The sequence below is a fragment of the Streptococcus mitis genome (assembly GCF_047463435.1).
In the GTDB taxonomy this organism is placed as follows: domain Bacteria; phylum Bacillota; class Bacilli; order Lactobacillales; family Streptococcaceae; genus Streptococcus; species Streptococcus mitis_DS.
The window spans coordinates 17,345-39,583 of the sequence record NZ_JASHDW010000013.1 but is presented as its reverse complement, the minus strand read 5'-3'; the positions used below and the strand labels follow the sequence as shown (position 1 = coordinate 39,583).

The window sequence follows — 22,239 nt, the reverse complement described above, 5'->3', positions numbered from 1 at the left end:
TATTTATTTTAAAGGAGTCCTATCATGGCAGTATTTGAAAAAGTACAAGAAATTATCGTTGAAGAACTTGGAAAAGACGCATCAGAAGTAACACTTGAATCAACTTTTGATGATTTGGACGCAGATTCATTGGACTTGTTCCAAGTAATCTCAGAAATCGAAGATGCTTTTGATATCCAAATCGAAGCAGAAGATGACTTGAAAACAGTTGGTGACTTGGTTGCCTATGTTGAAGAGCAAGCAAAATAAACAGAATATAAATAGAAGGAGTAGGGAAACCCACTCCCTCTTGTTTAGGCAATAGTTTGATTGTCAAATTATGACGGTATCGAACTATTACGTAAGCAAGAAACGATGGAGGCACTATGAAAACACGTATTACAGAATTATTGAACATTGATTATCCTATTTTTCAAGGAGGAATGGCCTGGGTTGCTGATGGTGATTTGGCAGGAGCTGTTTCCAAGGCTGGAGGACTAGGGATTATCGGTGGGGGGAATGCCCCGAAAGAAGTTGTCAAGGCAAATATTGATAAAATCAAATCATTGACTGATAAACCCTTTGGTGTCAACATCATGCTCTTGTCTCCCTTTGTGGAAGATATTGTAGACCTCGTTATCGAGGAAGGTGTTAAGGTAGTGACAACAGGTGCAGGAAATCCAAGCAAATACATGGAACGTTTCCATGAAGCTGGTATTACGGTTATTCCTGTTGTACCAAGTGTTGCCCTAGCTAAACGCATGGAAAAAATCGGTGCGGATGCCGTTATTGCAGAAGGAATGGAAGCTGGGGGGCATATCGGTAAATTAACAACCATGACCTTGGTGCGCCAGGTTGCTGCTGCTGTATCTATTCCTGTTATTGCTGCAGGAGGGATTGCGGATGGTGAAGGTGCTGCTGCTGGCTTTATGCTAGGTGCAGAAGCTGTTCAGGTTGGAACTCGTTTTGTCGTTGCAAAAGAGTCTAATGCCCATCCAAATTACAAGGCGAAAATTTTAAAAGCTAGAGATATTGATACTACAATTTCAGCTCAACACTTTGGACATGCTGTTCGAGCTATTAAAAACCAACTGACTCGTGATTTTGAAAAAGCTGAGAAAGATGCCTTTAAACAAGAAAATCCAGATTTAGAAATTTTTGAACAAATGGGAGCGGGTGCTCTAGCCAAAGCGGTTGTTCACGGAGATGTGGATGGTGGATCTGTTATGGCAGGTCAGATCGCAGGACTTGTTTCCAAAGAAGAAACAGCTGAAGAAATCCTAAAAGATTTGTATTACGGAGCAGCTAAGAAAATTCAAGAAGAAGCCTCTCGTTGGGCAGGAGTTGTAAGAAATGACTAAAACGGCCTTTTTATTTGCTGGCCAAGGTGCCCAGTATCTAGGTATGGGACGGGATCTCTATGATCACTACCCTATTGTCAAAGAAACGATTGATCAAGCAAGTCAGGTGCTTGGTTACGATTTGCGTCATCTCATTGATAGGGAAGAAGAAAAACTTAACCAGACCCGCTATACGCAACCAGCCATTTTAGCGACTTCAGTTGCTATCTACCGTTTATTGCAAGAAAAGGGCTATCAACCTGATATGGTTGCTGGTTTGTCTCTTGGAGAATACTCTGCCTTGGTGGCCAGTGGCGCCTTGGATTTTGAAGATGCGGTTGCCTTGGTTGCTAAGCGTGGAGCCTATATGGAAGAAGCGGCTCCTGCTGGCTCTGGTAAGATGGTAGCAGTTCTCAATACGCCAGTAGAGGTCATTGAAGAAGCCTGTCAAAAAGCTTCCGAACTTGGAGTGGTTACCCCAGCCAACTATAATACACCTGCACAAATCGTGATTGGTGGGGAAGTGGTTGCAGTTGATCGAGCTGTAGAACTCTTGCAGGAAGCTGGTGCCAAACGCTTGATTCCTCTTAAGGTTTCAGGACCTTTTCATACCGCTCTCCTTGAGTCAGCTAGTCAGAAACTAGCTGAAACTCTAGCTCAGGTAAGTTTTTCAGATTTTACTTGTCCCCTAGTCGGCAATACAGAAGCTGCAGTTATGCAAAAAGAAGACATTGCTCAACTCTTGACGCGTCAGGTCAAGGAACCAGTTCGTTTCTATGAAAGTATTGCGGTTATGCAAGAAGCAGGCGTAACCAACTTTATCGAGATTGGACCGGGGAAAGTCTTGTCAGGCTTTGTCAAAAAAATTGATAAGACAGCTAAACTAGCCAATGTTGAAGATCAGGCGAGTTTGGAAGCTCTTCTAGGAAACTAGTAATCCCTTCTCCCATAAATACAGGAGGAAACAGGAGAAAAGAATGCAACTAAAAAATAAAAATATCTTTATTACAGGTTCGAGTCGGGGGATTGGTCTTGCCATTGCCCACAAGTTTGCTCAGGCAGGAGCCAATATTGTTTTAAACAGTCGTGGTGCAATTTCAGAAGAATTGCTCGCTGAGTTTTCAAACTATGGTGTCAAGGTGGTTCCTATATCAGGAGACGTGTCAGATTTTGTAGACGCTAAACGTATGGTTGATCAAGCTATTGCAGAGCTGGGTTCAGTAGATGTTTTGGTTAACAATGCAGGAATTACCCAAGATACCCTGATGCTCAAGATGACAGAAGCAGATTTTGAAAAAGTGCTCAAGGTTAACTTGACTGGTGCCTTTAACATGACACAATCAGTCTTGAAACCGATGATAAAAGCTAGAGAAGGTGCTATCATTAATATGTCTAGTGTTGTTGGTTTGATGGGAAATATCGGTCAAGCTAACTATGCAGCTTCTAAGGCTGGTTTGATTGGTTTTACCAAGTCTGTGGCTCGTGAAGTGGCCAATCGCAATATCAGGGTTAATGCTATTGCACCTGGAATGATTGAGTCCGATATGACAGCTGTTCTATCAGACAAGGTAAAAGATGCTATGCTGGCACAAATTCCTATGAAAGAATTTGGGCAGGCAGAGCAGGTTGCAGATTTAACAGTATTTTTAGCAGGCCAAGATTATCTAACTGGTCAAGTGGTTGCCATTGATGGTGGCTTAAGTATGTAGCAGAAGCTAGAGGTAAAAAAGATGAAACTAAATCGCGTAGTAGTAACAGGTTATGGAGTAACATCTCCAATCGGAAATACACCAGAAGAATTTTGGAATAGTTTGACAACTGGAAAAATCGGAATTGGTCAAATTACAAAATTTGATCATAGTGACTTTGATGTGCATAATGCGGCAGAAATCCAAGATTTTCCTTTTGATAAATACTTTGTTAAGAAAGATACCAATCGTTTTGATAACTACTCTTTGTATGCCTTGTACGCAGCCCAAGAAGCTGTTAATCATGCCAATTTGGATGTAGAGGCTCTTGATAAAGATCGTTTTGGTGTTATCGTTGCCTCTGGTATTGGTGGAATCAAAGAAATTGAAGATCAAGTGATTCGCCTAAATGACAAAGGACCAAAACGTGTGAAACCATTGACCCTTCCAAAAGCCTTGCCAAATATGGCTTCAGGAAATGTTGCTATGCGTTTTGGAGCAAACGGTGTTTGTAAATCCATCAATACTGCCTGCGCTTCATCAAATGACGCGATTGGGGATGCCTTCCGCTCAATTAAATTTGGTTTCCAAGATGTTATGTTGGTAGGTGGTTCAGAAGCTTCTATCACACCTTTTGCTATTGCTGGTTTCCAAGCACTGACAGCTCTCTCTACTACAGAGGACCCAACTCGTGCTTCCATTCCATTTGATAAGGACCGTAATGGTTTTGTCATGGGTGAAGGTTCTGGGATGTTGGTTCTTGAAAGTCTTGAACACGCTGAAAAACGTGGGGCAACTATCCTTGCTGAAGTGGTTGGTTATGGACATACTTGTGATGCCTACCACATGACTTCTCCTCATCCAGAAGGTCAGGGAGCTATCAAGGCCATCAAACTAGCCTTGGAAGAAGCTGAGATTTCCCCAGAACAAGTAGCCTATGTCAATGCTCACGGAACGTCAACTCCTGCTAATGAAAAAGGAGAAAGTGGTGCGATCGTAGCTGTTCTTGGTAAGGAAGTACCTGTATCATCAACCAAATCTTTCACAGGACATTTGCTGGGGGCTGCAGGTGCAGTAGAAGCTATCGTCACAATCGAGGCTATGCGTCATAACTTTGTACCAATGACAGCTGGAACAAGTGAAGTATCAGATTATATCGAAGCCAATGTCGTTTATGGACAAGGCTTGGAGAAAGAAATTCCATACGCCATTTCAAATACTTTTGGTTTTGGTGGCCACAATGCAGTTCTTGCTTTCAAACGTTGGGAGAATAAATAACTATGAATTTAAACGATATTAAAGACTTGATGGCTCAATTTGACCAGTCAAGTTTGAGAGAATTTTCTTATAAAAATGGGACGGATGAGTTACAGTTTAGCAAGAATGAAGCTAGACTCGTATCCGAAGTTGCAGCTCAAGTCGCTCCAGCGCCCGTTCTAGCAACACCAAGTCCAGCGGCTCCTACATCTGCTCCAGCAGAGCCTGTAGCAGAAGAAGTTCAAGCTCCAGCTGAAACAAGTGTAGCTGCTGAGGGAGATGTTGTAGAGAGTCCACTTGTTGGGGTGGCTTACTTGGCTGCTGGTCCAGATAAACCTGCCTTTGTAACAGTTGGTGATAGTGTTAAAAAAGGCCAAACATTGGTAATTATCGAAGCCATGAAAGTCATGAATGAAATCCCAGCTCCTAAGGATGGTGTGGTAACAGAAATTCTCGTTTCTAATGAAGAAATGGTTGAGTTTGGTAAAGGATTGGTACGTATCAAATGATCGATATTCAAGGAATCAAAGAAGCCCTTCCCCACCGTTATCCTATGCTCCTAGTAGACCGTGTCTTGGAAGTGAGTGAGGATACCATTGTTGCCATCAAAAATGTAACCATCAATGAGCCCTTCTTCAACGGTCATTTTCCTCAATACCCTGTCATGCCAGGTGTTCTGATTATGGAAGCCTTGGCGCAAACTGCTGGTGTCTTGGAGTTGTCTAAGCCTGAAAATAAAGGACAACTGGTCTTTTATGCTGGTATGGACAAGGTTAAATTCAAGAAGCAAGTTGTACCAGGTGACCAATTAGTTATGACGGCAACGTTTGTAAAACGTCGTGGCACCATAGCTGTGGTTGAAGCAAAGGCTGAAGTGGATGGCAAGCTTGCAGCTAGTGGTACTCTTACCTTTGCAATAGGGAACTAAGGAGGTTCTCCATGTTTCGAAAAATTTTAATTGCCAATCGTGGTGAAATTGCGGTTCGTATTATCCGTGCGGCGCGTGAATTGGGGATTGCGACGGTGGCGGTTTATTCAACTGCTGATAAGGAAGCCCTTCATACGCTTTTAGCAGATGAAGCAGTTTGTATCGGCCCTGGTAAGGCAACAGAGTCTTATCTCAATATTAATGCGGTTCTATCAGCTGCAGTCTTGACAGAAGCAGAAGCCATTCACCCCGGTTTTGGCTTTCTCAGTGAAAATTCCAAATTTGCAACCATGTGTGAAGAGGTGGGGATTAAGTTTATCGGCCCATCTGGTCATGTCATGGATATGATGGGAGACAAAATCAATGCGCGTGCTCAGATGATCAAGGCAGGTGTGCCTGTCATTCCAGGTTCAGATGGGGAAGTGCATAACTCTGAGGAAGCTTTGATTGTTGCTGAAAAAATTGGCTATCCTGTTATGCTCAAGGCTTCAGCAGGTGGTGGTGGTAAAGGAATTCGTAAGGTTGAAAAACCAGAAGACCTTGTTTCAGCCTTTGAAACTGCCTCTAGTGAAGCCAAGGCCAATTATGGAAATGGTGCCATGTACATAGAACGGGTCATCTATCCAGCTCGTCACATTGAGGTTCAAATCCTAGGAGATGAACACGGAAATGTAATCCACTTGGGGGAACGGGATTGCTCTCTTCAACGGAATAACCAAAAGGTTTTGGAAGAAAGCCCTTCGATTGCAATTGGGAAAACGCTACGCAATGAAATTGGTGCTGCGGCTGTTCGAGCTGCAGAGTCTGTTGGCTATGAGAATGCAGGGACCATTGAGTTTCTTCTTGATGAAGCTAGTGGCAATTTCTATTTCATGGAAATGAATACTCGTGTTCAGGTGGAACATCCGGTAACAGAGTTTGTTTCAGGTGTGGATATCGTTAAGGAACAGATTCGCATTGCGGCAGGTCAGCCTTTGTCTGTTCAGCAAGAAGATATTGTCCTACGAGGTCATGCTATCGAGTGTCGTATCAATGCAGAAAATCCAGCCTTCAACTTTGCCCCAAGTCCAGGTAAGATTACCAATCTCTATCTGCCAAGTGGAGGAGTTGGCTTGCGCGTGGATTCAGCAGTTTATCCAGGCTATACCATTCCGCCTTATTATGATAGTATGATTGCTAAAATCATCGTTCACGGTGAAAATCGTTTTGATGCCTTGATGAAAATGCAACGTGCCCTCTATGAATTAGAGATTGAAGGGGTGCAGACCAATGCAGATTTCCAGCTTGACCTCATTTCAGATCGCAATGTCATTGCTGGGGATTACGACACTTCTTTCTTGATGGAAACATTCTTACCCAAATATCAAGAAAAAGAATAAAATGACTTCAAGAGTTTAAACCGAAAAGGGGAATCAATGGCTCTATTTAGTAAAAAAGATAAGTATATTCGAATCAATCCCAATCGTTCGGTTAGGGAAAAACCTCAAGCTAAGCCAGAGGTTCCAGATGAATTATTCTCCCAGTGTCCAGGCTGTAAGCATACCATTTATCAGAAGGATCTGGGAAGTGAGCGTATCTGTCCGCACTGTAGTTACACCTTTCGTATTTCTGCCCAAGAACGCTTGGCTTTGACGATTGATATGGGAACCTTCAAGGAATTGTTTACAGGGATTGAAAGCAAGGATCCCTTGCATTTCCCTGGTTATCAAAAGAAACTAGCAACTATGCGTGAAAAAACAGGTCTGGATGAAGCCGTTGTGACAGGAATAGCTCTTATTAAAGGTCAGACTGTGGCTCTTGGGATTATGGATTCCAACTTTATCATGGCTTCTATGGGTACGGTTGTAGGTGAAAAAATCACTCGTTTGTTTGAGTATGCGACTGTCGAAAAATTGCCAGTTGTCCTATTCACAGCCTCTGGTGGCGCCCGTATGCAGGAAGGAATCATGAGTCTCATGCAGATGGCCAAGATCTCTGCAGCAGTTAAACGCCATTCAAATGCTGGTTTCTTTTACTTGACGATTTTGACAGATCCAACGACAGGTGGTGTGACAGCTTCTTTCGCTATGGAAGGCGATATCATTCTGGCTGAACCACAGAGCTTGGTCGGTTTTGCTGGACGTCGTGTGATTGAAAACACGGTTCGTGAAAGCTTGCCTGAGGATTTCCAAAAGGCAGAATTCCTATTAGAACATGGCTTTGTGGATGCTATTGTCAAAAGAAGAGACTTACCAGATACGATTGCTAGCCTAGTCAGATTGCATGGAGGGTGTCCTAGATGAATATTGCAAAAATAGTCAGAGAAGCGCGTGAGCAGAGTCGTTTGACAACCTTGGACTTTGCGACAGGCATTTTTGATGAATTTATCCAATTACATGGTGACCGTTCTTTTCGTGATGATGGTGCAGTTGTTGGTGGTATTGGCTGGCTTGGGGACCAAGCTGTAACAGTGGTTGGTATCCAAAAAGGCAAGAGTTTACAAGATAACCTCAAGAGGAATTTTGGTCAACCGCATCCAGAAGGCTACCGTAAGGCCCTACGTTTGATGAAACAGGCTGAAAAGTTTGGTCGTCCAGTTGTGACCTTTATCAATACTGCAGGTGCCTATCCTGGTGTGGGAGCGGAAGAACGTGGTCAGGGAGAAGCTATTGCTCGCAATCTCATGGAAATGAGTGACCTGAAAGTTCCTATTATTGCTATCATTATCGGTGAAGGTGGTTCTGGTGGGGCTCTGGCTCTAGCAGTCGCAGACCGTGTTTGGATGCTGGAAAATTCTATCTATGCCATTCTCAGTCCAGAAGGTTTTGCTTCCATTCTATGGAAAGATGGCAGTCGTGCCATGGAAGCGGCAGAACTGATGAAAATCACTTCGCATGAACTGTTAGAAATGGACGTGGTGGACAAGGTGATTTCTGAAGCAGGACTTTCTAGTAAAGAACTGATTAAGAGTGTCAAAAAAGAACTCCAAACGGAACTAGCTTTACTGTCACAAAAAACGTTCGAGGAGTTGTTGGAAGAACGTTACCAACGATTTAGAAAATACTAATACCTCAGAATACATAAAAACTAGAACTGGCAGTCAGTTCTAGTTTTTATGTGGCTCTTACTCCGTGCAGAGGGGAAAGTCAAAAGGTGCTTGGAAGACCAAACACCTTTTCGATTATTCATTTTCTTCAGTTACAAATTGACTAAGCAGTCCATTGATAAAACGGGCTGATTTTTGATCTGAAAAATTCTTAGCAAGTTCAATGGCTTCATTGACTGCTACCAGCTGAGGTGTATCAAATGATGTGATTTCAAAGATTCCCAAGCGTAGTAAGTTTTTTTCGATCAAGGTCAATCGTTCAACTGTCCAGCCTGACTTGAGGTGCTGGTTGATTTGTTTATCCAATTCGTCTTTTTGAGCTTGAACGCCAGAAACCAAGTTCAGAAGAAAGGCAGGGATTTGCACATCTGCATCTTCACGGTCATGTGTGTAGGCAAAGTGACAAGCTGTTTCCATATCTGTGCCGAATTCAAGGCTCATGAGAGCTTGAAAAGCGCATTTACGAAGTTCGCGTCTAGATTCTAATAATGGACTAGTCATTGAGGAAGTCCTCGTTAAATAGATCTTTCAACTCAGGTTTTGGTGTTTTATCTGGAACGATTCCTGCAACATGGATGTTGACAGCAGCAAGTTCCACATCAGCCATATCACGAACAGCATCTTTGACTGCTTTTTGAATAGCAAGAGCAACTTTTGGTACCTTCACACCGTACTCAAGATAGAGGTAGATGTCAGCAGTTAGTTCTTCGTTGCTTTCTTTTAAGTAGACGCCACGACCAAGAGAGAGTTTTGATAGGGTATCAGATACGGATTTATTTGAAAATGAGTGGACACCATCAACTTTAGCAGTTGCGATGGCAATGATTTTTTCAAGTACACGTGGAGCGATAACGATTTCGCCAAATTGTTCTTCAATTCCCATAGAATGACCTCTTTCTAGAGATTAGGCACGAGAAACGTAAGTTCCTTCTGCAGTGTTGATGATCAATTTTTGTCCAGCTTCGATGAAGTCAGGAACGTTGACAACAAGTCCAGTTTCCATAGTCGCTGGTTTACCAGAACCTGTAACAGTAGCACCTTTGATAGATGGTTGTGTTTCAGCAACTGTCAATTCAACAGTAGTTGGTACAGTTACACCGATTACTTCAGTTCCGTAGAATTGGATTTTCACATCAGAGTTTTCAAGGATGTAAAGCAATTCATTTTCAACGTTTACGACTGGGATTTCGTATTGGTCGTAAGTTTCAGTGTTCATGAAGTAGGCAGTTTCATCCATTTTGTATAAGTATTGAGCTGGGACAGTCTCGATAATAGCTTGTTCGAATTTTTCTTCTGGACGGTAGCTTGTGTCAAATGTAGAACCAGTACGGACATCACGCAATTTCATACGCATGATCGTGTTTCCTTTACCTGGTTTGTGGTGGCTAGCTTCCAAAACGCGGATCAATTTTCCGTCTGCAGTTTCAAATGTCATACCAGCTTTCAATTTGCTTGCTTCAATCATGTTTTTACCTCTTTAATAAATATTATTACTCTTCATTTTACCATAAAATCTTCTGGAAATAAAGCCAAAATAGTTACTGGGATTTGGTAGGGGAGAAAAAAACCAACCTCAGGGCTGGTTTCTTTTATATATTACTCTTCTTTCAACTTTGCCAATTCTTGGGCAAGGAGTTTAAGGGCGACTTGTGGGTTGGCTTGTCCTTTGGTTGCTTTCATAAGGAAGCCTGTGAAGGCCTTATCTGCGTTACGTTTACCTGACTTGAAGTCGGCAACAGCGGCTTCGTTATCGGCAAAGACTTGGTGGATGATTGGAATCAAGACAGCTGGATCTGAGATTTGAACCATGCCTGCTTTTTCAACGTATTCACGCGCACCACCGTCATTTTTAGCTAGGTGAACAAAGACTTTCTTGGTCGTAGCTGAGCTCTTCAAGAAGGATATGGGATTGAGGCTATTGAAAAGGTAGATCTCTTAATTTGAATGATTATTAAACTATATTATAACCTTTAAAAATCATCTAAGATATACTTGTCGTTATTTACTAGCAGTTATCTTCTTTATGGAATGGTATTCAATGAGCCACCCTACAATCCACCCCGTCGCTAGCAAGTAATTTTCGAAAGCACCGATAGCATTTATAGGAGAATGATACTCCATAAAATTGACTAAGTGATTTGTTCCTATTCCAATCCCACCGAAGATGAGAGCGAGAAGCACGATTCGTAGATAAAACCAATCGTACTTAATATTGACACCGAGAATAAGAATTAATACAGCTAGGTTCCATATTCCAATTTCTCGTTGCCAACCAGCAGAGATTCCGTACCCGGAGTGACTTCCCATGTATGATGGAAAGAAAATTTGTAGTATAGAAGCACCTAACATAGCGATGATGACTAAAATAAATAGCAATCGTAAAAATTTGTTCATTTTTTCTTCTTTCTAAAGTACTAAAGTAGAAAAAGGTATATAAAAAGTCTGCTATTAATCTTCTTTCAACTTCGCTAATTCCTGAGCAAGGAGTTTAAGGGCAACTTGTGGGTTGGCTTGGCCTTTGGTTGCTTTCATAAGGAAGCCTGTGAATGCCTTGTCTGCGTTACGTTTGCCTGACTTGAAGTCGGCAACGGCTGCTTCGTTATCGGCAAAGACTTGATGAATGATTGGGATCAAGATTTCTGGATCTGAGATTTGCACCATGCCTGCTTTTTCAACGTATTCACGCGCGCCACCGCCATTTTTAGCGAGATGGACAAAGACTTTCTTGGCAATCTTAGAAGAGATAGTGCCGTCTTCGATGATGGCAATCATTTCTACCAAGTTTTCTGGTGTTAATTCGATTTGTTCCAGTGTCTTACCTTCAGCGTTCAAGAACTGAGCGACTTCCCCTTGGAGCCAGTTAGAGACTTGCTTGGCATCACCACCAAGAGCAACAGCTTTTTCAAAGAAGTCAGAAGTGACCTTGTTTGCAGTCAACTGGCTAGCATCGTAGTCTGACAAGCCAAGGTCAGAGACGTAGCGTGCACGACGTTCTTTTGGAAACTCTGGCAATTCTGTACGCATTTCCTCAATCCACTCATCTGAGATTTCAAAGATTGGTAGGTCTGGCTCTGGGAAGTAGCGGTAGTCTGCAGCACCTTCCTTGACACGCATGAGGATGGTTGCCTTGTTAGCTTCGTCATAACGGCGTGTTTCTTGGTGAATTTGACCACCTGAGCGAAGGATTTCAGCTTGACGTTGGACTTCGTATTCAAGCCCCTTGCGAACGTTTGAGAAGGAGTTGAGGTTCTTCAACTCTGTCTTGGTACCGAATTTCTCTTGACCATACGGGCGAAGAGAGATATTGGCATCCACACGCATAGAACCTTCTTCCATCTTAACGTCAGAAATGCCAGCGTACTGGATGACCTCCTTGAGGGCTGTTAGATAAGCATAGGCTTCTTCTGGCGAACGCATGTCAGCTTCAGATACAATCTCAATCAATGGCACCCCTTGGCGGTTGAGGTCAACGTAAGAGTAGCCATCTGTACCGTGAGTGTTTTTACCAGCGTCTTCCTCTAGGTGAGCACGTTCGATACCGATTTTCTTAGTCGTACCATCTTCTAGCTCGACTTCAATCCAACCGTTATAACCGATTGGCTCATCAAACTGAGAAATTTGGTAGGCTTTGGGATTGTCAGGATAGAAGTAGTTCTTGCGGTCAAAGTGCATCTTTTTGTGGATGTCCATGTTGAGGGCAAGAGCAGCTTTGATACCGGCATCAACAACACCTTTGTTGAGAACCGGAAGTACTCCTGGGAAAGACCAGTCAATCACGTTGGTGTTGGCATTTTGGTCATTTCCAAAGTGGGCAGAAGTAGGTGAGAAGATTTTTGAATTGGTGTTGAGCTCTACGTGGACTTCAAGTCCAATGACTGTTTCAAAGTTCATTAGTTATCACCTCCAAAAATCACGGGTTGTTGTTTGTGGTAGTCTGTTGTTGCCTCAAAAGCAGCAGCAGCTTGGTAAATGGTTTCCTCAGAGTACTTAGGACCAATCAATTGTAGACCGACTGGTAGACCTTGAGAAAATCCAGCAGGAATTGAAATTCCTGGGAGACCAGCTAAGTTGACTGGGATGGTCAAAAGGTCAGCCAAGTACATAGCAACTGGATCGTGGTTGAGTGAGTCCAAGTCATAAGCAACACTTGGAGCAGTTGGACCCAAAATCAAGTCGTAATCCGCGAAGACTTTTTCGAAATCTTGAATGATGAGGGTACGGACTTGGCCAGCTTTCTTGTAGTAGGCATCGTAGTAACCTGATGAAAGGCTGAAAGTACCCAGCATGATACGACGTTTCACTTCTTCACCAAAACCTTGGCTACGGCTGTTTACATAGATTTCATCAAGGTTGGTTGCATCTTCTGCGCGGTAGCCATAACGGATACCGTCAAAGCGTTGCAAGTTTGATGAAGCTTCAGATGAAGCGATGATGTAGTAAACGGCAACACCGTATTTTGAGTGAGGCAGGCTGACTTCTTCGACGATAGCACCGAGTTTTTCAAAGTGTTTGGCTGCGTTCAGGATAGTTTCCTTAACCTCAGGATCAATTCCTTCACCAAGGTATTCCTTAGGCAAAGCAATTTTCATGCCCTTGATGTCTTGGCCGATTTTTGAAGTAAAGTCGGCAATGCGGACAGGAGCAGAAGTAGAGTCTTTGACATCTTCGCTGGCAATAGTGTTGAGCAAGAGGGCATTTTCCTTAACAGTTGGTGCGAAAGGTCCGATTTGGTCTAATGAGCTACCGAAGGCAATGAGACCGAAACGAGAAACTGTTCCGTAGGTTGGTTTGAGACCAACAATCCCGTTGAAGGCAGCAGGTTGGCGGATAGAACCACCAGTATCAGATCCAAGAGACAAACGGACTTGGCCTGAGGCTACAGCTGCAGCTGAACCACTTGAAGAACCACCAGGAACCTTGCTGTGGTCCCAAGCATTTTTAGTAGCGCCGTAGTGAGAAGTCTCACCTGATCCACCCATGGCAAATTCGTCCATGTTGGTCTTTCCAACGACAATCATGCCTTTTGATTTGGCATTTGAAACAGCTGTCGCATCAAAGATCGGCTCATAGTTGTAGAGCATTTTTGAGGCTGCAGTTGTGAGAATACCATCTGTAGAGATATTATCTTTAACTGCAAGTGGAATTCCTGAAAGCACATTATCAGCGTCAATTCCAGCTTCATCAATGGCTTTGGCTTGAGCAAGAGCCTGCTCTTCAGCGATGGTAACAAAAGCGTTGATAGCTGTCTCGCGAGACTTGATGTCTTCAAGCGTAGCTTGGGTTAATTCTGTTGCAGAAATTTCCTTAGAAACAAGGAGATTGTGCAAGTCTTCAATGGTTTTATTGTTGAAAGTCATTAGGCATCTCCTCCATCATCTAGGATAGCTGGTACCTTGATATAGTAGTTGTCTTTTTCAGGTACGTTTTTAAACAGGCGATCGCGGTCTGTTCCTTCTTCGGCCACATCAGGGCGGAGTACGGTTTTACGGTCAGCCATAGTCGTAGTAGGTGCGACACCAGTTGTGTCAACTTCGCCCAGCAATTCAACCATGTCAACAATCTTAGACAAGGTAGTCGCAAAGACAGCAGTTTCTTCTTCAGAGAATCTTAATTTTGAAAGATTGGCAACGTGTGTTACCTCTTCTTGCGTAATTTTCATCTTGCATCCTTTCGTGAAATGATGATTTTTAGTCTGTTCTATTTTACCATATTTTCCTATAAATAAGGGAGGGAAAGATGAAAAAAGACAGGTATAGGATGGAGAAAGGATTTTGATGATGATTTATTTGAAAAGCGGATTTCAAAGGGGAAAATATATGGTACAATAGTTTAACAGAGAAGTGAAGACGGTGGTTACGAAATCGAAAGGATGGTGATGCTTATGTGCAGAACCTGTAAAATCTTAGTAGAAAGGAGTAACCAAATTTGTCCCCTTTTGAGTCTTTGACACTCATGTTTGTAGCTGGTAACTTTGTTATCACGCTCCTAAAGTTCATCCTTGAATTGGTAAAAGAGACAAAAAAATAGCCGTCCTAACTTTGGCGAGTTAACGAGCTATTTTTTAGTTATGTAATTACAGCCACCGTCTTAAACGGCTCTGTGGGGTGTTGTTGACGCAACACCTTTTTCTATATTTATTGTAACATTTATTTTAAAAATTGCAAGGGGAATTGTTCTACTTTAGCAGTGTCTGATATAAAATAGAAATTGAAAAAAATGCTAAAATCCGATATAATGGAGTGTTGAAAGGAATGGTAAAATCCAATGTAGAAATCATTCTTAGCTATTGAAACAAGAAAAATAGAGAATCAAAGAAAGAGAACTTATGAATATTCAAGAAGAAATTAAGAAACGTCGTACCTTTGCCATCATCTCCCACCCGGACGCGGGGAAAACAACTATCACTGAGCAGTTGCTCTACTTTGGGGGCGAGATTCGTGAGGCTGGTACCGTAAAAGGAAAGAAAACAGGGACTTTTGCCAAGTCTGACTGGATGGATATCGAGAAGCAACGCGGGATTTCGGTGACTTCATCTGTTATGCAGTTTGACTACGATGGTAAGCGCGTCAACATCCTAGACACCCCAGGGCACGAGGACTTTTCAGAAGATACCTATCGTACCTTGATGGCGGTGGATGCTGCTGTTATGGTCGTGGACTCTGCCAAGGGTATCGAGGCTCAGACTAAGAAATTGTTTGAGGTTGTGAAACACCGTGGCATTCCGGTCTTCACCTTTATGAACAAGCTAGACCGTGATGGACGTGAGCCACTGGACCTCTTGCAAGAATTAGAAGAAGTACTAGGCATTGCGAGTTACCCGATGAACTGGCCAATCGGGATGGGGAAAGCCTTCGAGGGGCTCTATGACCTCTATAACCAACGCTTGGAGCTCTATAAAGGGGATGAGCGTTTTGCTAGTTTAGAAGATGGGGACAAGCTTTTTGGCAGCAACCCTTTCTACGAGCAAGTCAAGGATGATATTGAACTTTTAAATGAAGCTGGGAATGAGTTTTCAGAGGAAGCTATTCTGGCTGGAGAATTGACACCAGTCTTCTTCGGTTCAGCTTTGACAAACTTTGGTGTGCAAACATTCCTTGAAACTTTTCTCAAGTTTGCTCCAGAACCACATGGACACAAGAAAACGGACGGCGAAATTGTAGATCCTTATGACAAGGATTTCTCAGGATTTGTCTTTAAAATCCAAGCCAACATGGACCCTCGTCACCGTGACCGTATTGCCTTTGTTCGTATCGTATCGGGTGAATTTGAGCGTGGAATGAGTGTCAATCTGCCTCGTACTGGCAAGGGTGCTAAACTGTCGAATGTGACTCAGTTTATGGCGGAAAGTCGTGAGAATGTGACCAATGCCGTGGCAGGTGATATTATCGGGGTTTACGATACAGGTACTTATCAAGTTGGGGATACCTTGACAGTTGGAAAAAATAAGTTTGAATTTGAACCACTGCCAACCTTTACCCCTGAGATTTTCATGAAAGTTTCTGCTAAGAACGTCATGAAGCAAAAATCCTTCCACAAAGGGATTGAGCAATTGGTGCAAGAAGGAGCTGTTCAGCTTTATAAGAATTACCAAACAGGTGAGTATATGCTAGGCGCTGTTGGTCAACTTCAGTTTGAAGTCTTTAAGCACCGCATGGAAGGCGAGTACAATGCTGAAGTCGTTATGAGCCCAATGGGTAAAAAGACCGTTCGTTGGATCAAGCCTGAGGACTTGGATGAACGGATGTCATCAAGCCGAAATATCTTGGCTAAAGATCGCTTTGACCAGCCAGTCTTCCTCTTTGAGAACGACTTTGCTCTTCGCTGGTTTGCGGACAAGTATCCAGACGTAGAGTTGGAAGAGAAGATGTAGATCGCCAAAGTTACTTGATTGTGTAACAATCTAAGTAACTAACGCCAAGTTTCTAAGGAACTTGGCTAGGCGCTCCACTAGTAAAGTTTTACGAATAGTATCGATTCGTAAAACTTTACGTCGTAACGATTAGATAGTGTATGACCTAACTGCCTCACTAACTATGTTTGGCAAATAGAATCGATTTGCAAAACTCAGTGTCGTAAGCTAACAATCGGAAACCGCTATGGCGGTCTACCTAAACGCTTCACTAGGAAAAAATCCACGAATAATATCGATCCGTGGATTTTTCCGTCGTAATGGTAAAGAAGCAAACTAGCTAACTGCGTCATTAACTTCGTTTGGCAAATGAAAACGATTTGCTAAACTCCGTGTCGTGGTGTAACAATCAGTCTACCTAAACGCTTCGCTAGGCAGAGTCCACGAATAGTATCGCTTCGTAAAACTTTCCGTCGTGATGGGTAGAAAGTGTTCTAGCGACCTGCTTTGCTAACTCCGTGTAGTAACCTAACAATTGGTAACCTTTATGTTGGTTGATCTAAATATTTTAATAAGAAATGTCCAGGAATGCTATCAATTCTTGGGCTTTGTTATTGTGGCAAATGGGAAGTTACTAAGCTTGGTGTTTTGGTCTTGAATCAGTAACTACTATAGTACTTTATCCAAATCTCCTATGTCAGAAAATCCTGCGAATGTTGTGGCATTGTGGGATTTTTTGTAAGAGTTGGTAGGTCGAGCTATTTGCATTACGAAAGTGCAACCTTTTTGTTTGTCGGTCTGCTCAAAAAATATCCTAGTTAAACTATATATTTTAAAATTTACTATCTCTTAATTCTAATGAAAGTAGCGAAGAGTTCCTTGAATAACATACAATATATATGTCTATGTGAAGAAAAATGATGCTCTTTTTGATTTTAGATAAGCATCACGCATTCGTCGGCAAAAATAATGGATTTCTCTTTTTTATAGCCCAGTCAATGAGGGATTCAGTTGGCCAGTATATTAACTTTATTTATCAATTGGGAATTTATACAAAACAAAGCAGAAAATGCTTTTTTTTTTTAGCAAAAACACTAAAAAATAAGTTGATTTAATATGATAAATAGTGTATAATAGAAAACGATTGCATTAAGCTAACTACTGTAGCGCTTTTTGGAGGAAAAAAATAAATGTTTTTCAGACGTCAAAAGGGTCAATATCGCGAAACTGATCGTGTGACTCGGTATAAATTGATTAAATCCGGTAAGCATTGGTTGAGAGCTTCAACCTCTCTTTTTGGTTTGTTCAAGGTTTTACGTGGTAGCGTAGACACTATTCAAGTGAAGACCGAAGTAGTAGAAAACCAAACTAATAAAACGATTACAGGTCTGGATATCATAAAGGGGATTGCTGCTACAGGTGCAGTTTTAGGTGGGGCTGTTGCTACTCAAACAAAAGTGTTTGCGAATGATGCGGTAGCTCTTGAAAAAACGCTCGATAGTTCAGATACTCTAGCAATGCATGATACAGTTGTCCTTGGTACAACTGCAAAAGTAGATGCTGAAAATTCAGCAAGTCAGTCTCATTCAGTAAGTGGGAGTGTATCTAGTTCAGAATCAGTTTCCACTAGTCTATCAGCTAGTGTTAGTTCTTCTGTTAGTATTTCAACAAGTGCTTCAGAAAGCGCATCAACTTCGGCTAGTGTCTCAGCAAGTACTTCTGTAAGCGCTAGTCAGTCGATGGTAGCTTCAGACAATAGTGAACTTTCTACTCCTACCTCTGAGACCTATGGTGCCTCTGAGACTTCTGAAAAAGCAGACTCTGTTTCAAAAGAGAGTCAGTTAGCTAAAGAAGGGTTATCTACCTCTAAGCTAGGTGCTCCTGTATTGGAATCAGCTAAATTGGAAAAAGGTTTGGTTGATACGAATGCAGAAATAAGTAGCTTGGCAGGAGTGACTGCTGGTGCCATAGCAACATCGGAAGTTTCTGCGAAACAAAATGATGAAAATCGTAAGAAGTTAACCAAGCTTTCAGCCGAGATGGGTGAGTATCTAGCTAAAGCTGTTGGCTTACCAAATACTGACTCGGCTATCACTAATGTCAACGCTACGGTAACTGAGATTGAAAAAGCCTTGGCTGACCCAACTAGTGATTTGACAGCAGTGGTGCAAAAAGCGACTCAAGCTCGTAATTCCATTGCCAATGCTGTTTTGAGAGCCAATTCAGGTGCGCGTGATGCCCGTAATGGACAACCAATGGCAACGGGAGAAAATCTCCGAGGTATTTCTCCGATTGCGGTAAATAATCACACTACAGCTCAACTTGGACAAGGAAGTTATTCAAGTTCTAATCGTGAGGTTGTTTGGAAAATCAAAATGCACTCGCAGAGTCCGCTTAATTATGCAGGTCTGATCGCACAAGTGGATAAGAACACAACCATTACTCGTGTTCTTTTTAATGGAGAGCCAATGGAGAAACGTGGTGGCTCTGGCAATGAGTATGTATTTAACAAGCGACATGACTTAAATAGGAACCTTGAAGCGACTATGTTGGTTTATGCGACTGTGAACAATAGTTCAAGTGCGGCTACGTTGAATGCTCAAGTAGCGACAAGTAGTCAACCGTTTACAAGCGCTAACATTTCTGGGAATTATAGCAATTCAATAAGTTCAACCGTTTCGACTGGCGGAGCAGGTCAGAACCGTGCAGCATCTAGGCCGCCTACAATTAGTTTGCCTGCAGATAAAACTTATTATAATGATGACTCTATTTCTAAAATCGACATGCCAATGCGTGATGATAAGGGGTTGAAAAGATTAGATGCAGGACCTAATAATACAATTATCACCGGCTTAAGTGCTTCTAATTATCCAAAGAGTAAACAGGGAAACTGGGGTGATTTTGGTGTGTATCAATTTGGTCGACCTCTCTATTATCCAAAAGAATATACGGTACATATCGGAGGTACGATTGGTCGAGACAATGGAACGTGGAAGCCGTTTGCTACTGGCGCGCACATTCTTGAATATGTTGTAACAGATAGTGATGGTCAACAAGCTACGGCACGTATGACTTTCCATATCAAAGGTTTCAATGAGCGTAACGAGCCTGTGAGTGGTGAGGCTGTGACGGTTAACAATCCAACAGCCTTAACAAAGACTGAGAAAGAACAAGTTCTTGAAAAATTTAAAAACGCAAATTCAGGTATTCTATCTAGTACAGACTTTAGAAAAAATAATGAAGTAGGTTCACTTTCAGTATCTAATACCGGTGAAATCACAGTTACTTATCGTGACAATACGGTGGATAAGGTTCAAGCTAATTTATTTGAACAAATTGTTCCGGTTCCCTCTGTAAAGGTTACTCGTGGAGGACAAGATATCCCAGCAACTCAAGGTTCAGGGGGGCGCGGTAGTGAACATATTGTCTATGCTGGTGATGATTTTACTATTGAGTTTACTGCGACAGATAATAGTGAGAAATTATCAGATTTTAAAATTGTTCCAAAAGCAGATGGCAATTTACCAGCCCTCACAGATAATTTCTTTAGAGGGGATGGGAATGTTGACGGTTCTCAGTTTGGATCAGGTACAGTTGCTCATTTAACTGGAGATATTACAGCCTCAACTTCAACTCCTGCCCGCATTACTGTTAATGCCCATTTGAAAGATGATTTAGCATATTCTTCTGGAAATACATGGCAACGAAATGCTATTGCAACAGATAAGTATGGAAATAAAAATGGCGCTGGTGGAAGTGGGAATGTTCGAATCACCCAAGGGCAACTGAAAGATCGTCTTGCTGTTACGAATCCTGAATTTACGCCGGTTAATGATAAGAATAATCTGACAGTTGCTGAGAAGAATGCTGTGAAGTCAGCAATCTATGCAAAGAATAATCAGACTAAGCACCGTATTAGAGATATTGAAGTTCAGGCAAACGGAACTGCGAGAATTATATATAAAGATGAGACATCTAATTATCTGTCACAGTCAGTAACCGTCAACGAACGTCCGAAATTGGAAATTCCTTATGACAATCCTGCAACCAAAGAAATCTATCTCTATCGTAACGAACCGGTTAATATTACCCTAAAAGCGACGGATGATTCTGGAAAAATCAATTCATTGAAATTAACTACGACTTCCGGAGGTGCGGATACTAGTGCTTCTAACTATGGTGGTTTTACTGGTATCACACGTTCAAATCCAATCACTTCTACGACAAACCAAACTAATGCTACGATTACATTGACAGGTACCTTGAATAAAAGCGTGCCAAAAGGGACAATTGCTGAACGTAAACTTGTAGCTACAGATAACCAGAATACATCAAATAAAATTGATAATAACGAAGGTTATGTTAAGTTTGTTGTCAAGGATCAAACTGAGAAGTATACTGCGGTTGCTAAAGTGGATACGCTTTATACTTATGTTGGTGAAAGAGCTAACGATTTGAATAATGCAGCTAATTTTGTTCAACTTAAAGGTGGGCAACCTTTACCTGCAGGGGCAAAGGTTACTTGGAGAACACCAATTAGTACAACTAGTACTGGAGACAATAAAACAGCTGTAGCAACAGTCACATACTCAGACGGTTCAACTGATGATGTAACGGTAAATTATAAGGTCTTTGCGACTATTGCTTCTAAGGGACCTGTGAATGATATTCAAGGAACAACACCTCATAAAGGTACGTTATGGCACGATTATGTTAACAAAGAAGGAAGTGACAACTACCCAGGTGGGGCTCATCAAACTTGGCGAAATAATGGGCAACCAGTAGCAAGTTCGCCAATTAATACCACTACAGTGGGACGACATAATCATCAGGTGACTTTTACTTATCCTGTTGGTCGTACAGGTGCAGGAGATACTGTTAAATTAAGTCATACAGTTGATGTTGTTCACAATATTTATAAATTTGAACCAAAGCGTTCATATACTTTTACACAAAATAATACAAATGACTCAGACTTTAAACAAATTGTAGCAAGTCCTAAAGAAGCTGTTAGGGCGGCATCAGGGAATCCAGATTTTGATGCGACAGGAACTAATTATAGGTGGGTTGATGGTGCTCCATCACTTAATACTGTAGGTACCTTTACTAAGCAAGTAGAGGTAGAACTTCCCGCAGATTCTACTGGATACAGAGCAAAACAGAATGTTCCGATTACGATTAAGGTTAATCCACAAGCGCCTGAAATTGCAGATGATTCAGTTATTGAAAAGGGTGGCTTGCCCAATCGCTCAATTGTAGTAAACAATGTAACACCAGGAGCAAAAGTCACTCTAACGATAGGTGGCCAGAATTTTACTAAACAATCTACTGGAACAAGTGTGACATTTGAACCGTCTGAGTTGAAACGGGTCACTGATACCAATCATGGCTTGTTACCTACAGGAGAAGTAACGGTTAAACAAGAAAAGGTTGTTACAGATCCAAATGGTAGAAATGTAACTCTTCAATCTGCCACAACTTCTAAGAACATTACTAAAGAAAATGAAGCTCCAAATCCTGAATTTGAAATCTATGTCAAGAAGGATGGTAAATGGGAAAAACTTTCTCCGAAAAATAATGTCCGTCCTGATACGAGTGGATACGAGATATTTGCTGGAGATGAAGTTAAAGTTGTCTTAAAAGGTTCAGATAATAGTGGCAAACTTAGAGACTTGAAACTTTATGATGGTGTTTCTGATAAAGATAGAATATTCTCAGGTGACTATTCTTCGAATGATAGTGCACCAGGATTCAAGAATAGACCAACGAATACTCCTGCTACTTTAGAGTATATAGCGACTTATAATCCTAATCAGAAATATGCAGACGGGAATAAATGGACACTTGGGGTAAAAGCTGTAGACTTGTCCAATAATGAAGCACGTACTCCAGCAGCAGTTGTTGCTCAAGGTAAATTGAATGAAAGATTCCCTGGTAAGAAGCCGTCAGTAGTCTTCCAAGTTGAACATCCAAACGCTTTGAAAAAGGCCGAGAAAGATAAAATCTTGGCAGCTGTGAAAGCGTCAAATCCAGAGATTGCAAATCGTATCAGAAGTTATTTTATTGCAGAAAATGGAACGGTGACCATTACTTACAAAGATGGAACGGTAAAT

Annotated in this window: 19 protein-coding genes and 2 pseudogenes; 13 read left to right on the top strand and 8 right to left on the bottom strand. The window is 41.9% G+C overall.

All coding sequences use genetic code 11. The features are described from left to right. The first annotated feature begins 24 nt into the window (after nt 1-24). From QM843_RS08490 to QM843_RS08445, 10 genes are all read left to right on the top strand, one after another. The gene (locus QM843_RS08490; protein ID WP_084947999.1) at nt 25-249 is read left to right on the top strand and encodes an acyl carrier protein; all 225 of its coding nucleotides are present in this window, start codon (nt 25-27) and stop codon (nt 247-249) included. Nucleotides 250-365: 116 nt separating this feature from the next. Continuing rightward, on the top strand, nt 366-1,340 hold the full coding sequence (fabK, locus tag QM843_RS08485) for an enoyl-[acyl-carrier-protein] reductase FabK (RefSeq protein WP_225742365.1): 975 nt from the start codon (nt 366-368) through the stop codon (nt 1,338-1,340). Next, nucleotides 1,333-2,253 (top strand): ACP S-malonyltransferase, encoded by a 921-nt coding sequence (gene fabD / locus QM843_RS08480; protein WP_000167635.1) that lies wholly within the window; start codon nt 1,333-1,335, stop codon nt 2,251-2,253. The genes fabK and fabD overlap by 8 nt, the downstream gene beginning before the upstream one ends. A 43-nt stretch (nt 2,254-2,296) precedes the next feature. After that, the gene (gene fabG / locus QM843_RS08475) at nt 2,297-3,028 is read left to right on the top strand and encodes a 3-oxoacyl-[acyl-carrier-protein] reductase (protein WP_001176199.1); all 732 of its coding nucleotides are present in this window, start codon (nt 2,297-2,299) and stop codon (nt 3,026-3,028) included. A gap of 21 nt (nt 3,029-3,049) precedes the next feature. Next, complete coding sequence (gene fabF, locus QM843_RS08470; RefSeq protein WP_261050037.1) at nt 3,050-4,285, top strand: beta-ketoacyl-ACP synthase II; 1,236 nt, start codon at nt 3,050-3,052, stop codon at nt 4,283-4,285. Between the two features lie 2 nt (nt 4,286-4,287). Next, the gene (gene accB / locus QM843_RS08465; protein ID WP_001052228.1) at nt 4,288-4,773 is read left to right on the top strand and encodes an acetyl-CoA carboxylase biotin carboxyl carrier protein; all 486 of its coding nucleotides are present in this window, start codon (nt 4,288-4,290) and stop codon (nt 4,771-4,773) included. Further along, the gene (gene fabZ / locus QM843_RS08460) at nt 4,770-5,192 is read left to right on the top strand and encodes a 3-hydroxyacyl-ACP dehydratase FabZ (protein WP_000565517.1); all 423 of its coding nucleotides are present in this window, start codon (nt 4,770-4,772) and stop codon (nt 5,190-5,192) included. The genes accB and fabZ overlap by 4 nt, the downstream gene beginning before the upstream one ends. A gap of 11 nt (nt 5,193-5,203) precedes the next feature. Beyond that, nucleotides 5,204-6,571, top strand: coding sequence for an acetyl-CoA carboxylase biotin carboxylase subunit (accC, locus tag QM843_RS08455; protein ID WP_414304389.1), 1,368 nt, complete (start codon nt 5,204-5,206; stop codon nt 6,569-6,571). 36 nt (nt 6,572-6,607) lie between these two features. Further along, complete coding sequence (accD, locus tag QM843_RS08450; RefSeq protein WP_414304388.1) at nt 6,608-7,474, top strand: acetyl-CoA carboxylase, carboxyltransferase subunit beta; 867 nt, start codon at nt 6,608-6,610, stop codon at nt 7,472-7,474. Then, nucleotides 7,471-8,238 (top strand): acetyl-CoA carboxylase carboxyl transferase subunit alpha, encoded by a 768-nt coding sequence (locus QM843_RS08445; RefSeq protein ID WP_414304387.1) that lies wholly within the window; start codon nt 7,471-7,473, stop codon nt 8,236-8,238. Before accD ends, QM843_RS08445 begins: the two co-directional genes overlap by 4 nt. A 114-nt stretch (nt 8,239-8,352) precedes the next feature. Here QM843_RS08445 and nusB read toward each other — a convergent pair whose 3' ends face one another. From nusB to gatC, 8 genes and pseudogenes are all read right to left on the bottom strand, one after another. Then, nucleotides 8,353-8,778, bottom strand: coding sequence for a transcription antitermination factor NusB (gene nusB / locus QM843_RS08440; RefSeq protein WP_049546925.1), 426 nt, complete (start codon nt 8,776-8,778; stop codon nt 8,353-8,355). Further along, nucleotides 8,771-9,160 carry an Asp23/Gls24 family envelope stress response protein gene (locus QM843_RS08435; RefSeq protein WP_000510575.1) on the bottom strand — a complete coding sequence of 130 codons (390 nt, stop codon included), beginning with the start codon at nt 9,158-9,160 and terminating at the stop codon, nt 8,771-8,773. Before QM843_RS08435 ends, nusB begins: the two co-directional genes overlap by 8 nt. Nucleotides 9,161-9,181: 21 nt before the next feature. After that, nucleotides 9,182-9,742, bottom strand: coding sequence for an elongation factor P (efp, locus tag QM843_RS08430; protein ID WP_000568643.1), 561 nt, complete (start codon nt 9,740-9,742; stop codon nt 9,182-9,184). A 131-nt stretch (nt 9,743-9,873) separates the two neighbouring features. Next, nucleotides 9,874-10,167: pseudogene (locus QM843_RS08425) on the bottom strand (Asp-tRNA(Asn)/Glu-tRNA(Gln) amidotransferase subunit GatB); the annotation flags it as partial. A gap of 108 nt (nt 10,168-10,275) precedes the next feature. Continuing rightward, the gene (locus QM843_RS08420; protein WP_414304386.1) at nt 10,276-10,671 is read right to left on the bottom strand and encodes a hypothetical protein; all 396 of its coding nucleotides are present in this window, start codon (nt 10,669-10,671) and stop codon (nt 10,276-10,278) included. Nucleotides 10,672-10,725: 54 nt separating this feature from the next. Further along, a complete protein-coding gene (gene gatB / locus QM843_RS08415) occupies nt 10,726-12,168 on the bottom strand; it encodes an Asp-tRNA(Asn)/Glu-tRNA(Gln) amidotransferase subunit GatB (protein ID WP_414304385.1) in 1,443 nt (480 codons plus the stop codon). Then, nucleotides 12,168-13,634 (bottom strand): Asp-tRNA(Asn)/Glu-tRNA(Gln) amidotransferase subunit GatA, encoded by a 1,467-nt coding sequence (gene gatA, locus QM843_RS08410; RefSeq protein ID WP_261054481.1) that lies wholly within the window; start codon nt 13,632-13,634, stop codon nt 12,168-12,170. Before gatA ends, gatB begins: the two co-directional genes overlap by 1 nt. Beyond that, nucleotides 13,634-13,936, bottom strand: coding sequence for an Asp-tRNA(Asn)/Glu-tRNA(Gln) amidotransferase subunit GatC (gene gatC / locus QM843_RS08405; RefSeq protein WP_261044577.1), 303 nt, complete (start codon nt 13,934-13,936; stop codon nt 13,634-13,636). Before gatC ends, gatA begins: the two co-directional genes overlap by 1 nt. A 293-nt stretch (nt 13,937-14,229) precedes the next feature. Between gatC and QM843_RS08400 the strand changes: the two genes are divergently transcribed. The 3 genes and pseudogenes from QM843_RS08400 to QM843_RS09875 form a co-directional block, all read left to right on the top strand. After that, nucleotides 14,230-14,304: a hypothetical protein gene (locus QM843_RS08400; RefSeq protein ID WP_232610068.1), complete on the top strand. Its 75-nt coding sequence runs from the start codon at nt 14,230-14,232 to the stop codon at nt 14,302-14,304. A gap of 298 nt (nt 14,305-14,602) precedes the next feature. Then, nucleotides 14,603-16,147: a peptide chain release factor 3 gene (locus tag QM843_RS08395; RefSeq protein WP_001025438.1), complete on the top strand. Its 1,545-nt coding sequence runs from the start codon at nt 14,603-14,605 to the stop codon at nt 16,145-16,147. A 1,169-nt stretch (nt 16,148-17,316) separates the two neighbouring features. Further along, nucleotides 17,317-22,239 (top strand): annotated as a pseudogene (locus QM843_RS09875) (accessory Sec-dependent serine-rich glycoprotein adhesin); the annotation flags it as partial.

Coding starts and splice junctions, on each gene's coding strand:
- fabF (WP_261050037.1), top strand. CDS start 3,050: ATGAAACTAAATCGCGTAGTAGTAACAGGTTATGGAGTAACATCTCCA.
- fabZ (WP_000565517.1), top strand. CDS start 4,770: ATGATCGATATTCAAGGAATCAAAGAAGCCCTTCCCCACCGTTATCCT.
- gatA (WP_261054481.1), bottom strand. CDS start 13,634: ATGACTTTCAACAATAAAACCATTGAAGACTTGCACAATCTCCTTGTT.
- efp (WP_000568643.1), bottom strand. CDS start 9,742: ATGATTGAAGCAAGCAAATTGAAAGCTGGTATGACATTTGAAACTGCA.
- fabK (WP_225742365.1), top strand. CDS start 366: ATGAAAACACGTATTACAGAATTATTGAACATTGATTATCCTATTTTT.
- QM843_RS08490 (WP_084947999.1), top strand. CDS start 25: ATGGCAGTATTTGAAAAAGTACAAGAAATTATCGTTGAAGAACTTGGA.
- QM843_RS08420 (WP_414304386.1), bottom strand. CDS start 10,671: ATGAACAAATTTTTACGATTGCTATTTATTTTAGTCATCATCGCTATG.
- gatB (WP_414304385.1), bottom strand. CDS start 12,168: ATGAACTTTGAAACAGTCATTGGACTTGAAGTCCACGTAGAGCTCAAC.
- accC (WP_414304389.1), top strand. CDS start 5,204: ATGTTTCGAAAAATTTTAATTGCCAATCGTGGTGAAATTGCGGTTCGT.
- accD (WP_414304388.1), top strand. CDS start 6,608: ATGGCTCTATTTAGTAAAAAAGATAAGTATATTCGAATCAATCCCAAT.
- nusB (WP_049546925.1), bottom strand. CDS start 8,778: ATGACTAGTCCATTATTAGAATCTAGACGCGAACTTCGTAAATGCGCT.
- QM843_RS08445 (WP_414304387.1), top strand. CDS start 7,471: ATGAATATTGCAAAAATAGTCAGAGAAGCGCGTGAGCAGAGTCGTTTG.
- accB (WP_001052228.1), top strand. CDS start 4,288: ATGAATTTAAACGATATTAAAGACTTGATGGCTCAATTTGACCAGTCA.
- QM843_RS08435 (WP_000510575.1), bottom strand. CDS start 9,160: ATGGGAATTGAAGAACAATTTGGCGAAATCGTTATCGCTCCACGTGTA.
- QM843_RS08395 (WP_001025438.1), top strand. CDS start 14,603: ATGAATATTCAAGAAGAAATTAAGAAACGTCGTACCTTTGCCATCATC.
- fabD (WP_000167635.1), top strand. CDS start 1,333: ATGACTAAAACGGCCTTTTTATTTGCTGGCCAAGGTGCCCAGTATCTA.
- gatC (WP_261044577.1), bottom strand. CDS start 13,936: ATGAAAATTACGCAAGAAGAGGTAACACACGTTGCCAATCTTTCAAAA.
- fabG (WP_001176199.1), top strand. CDS start 2,297: ATGCAACTAAAAAATAAAAATATCTTTATTACAGGTTCGAGTCGGGGG.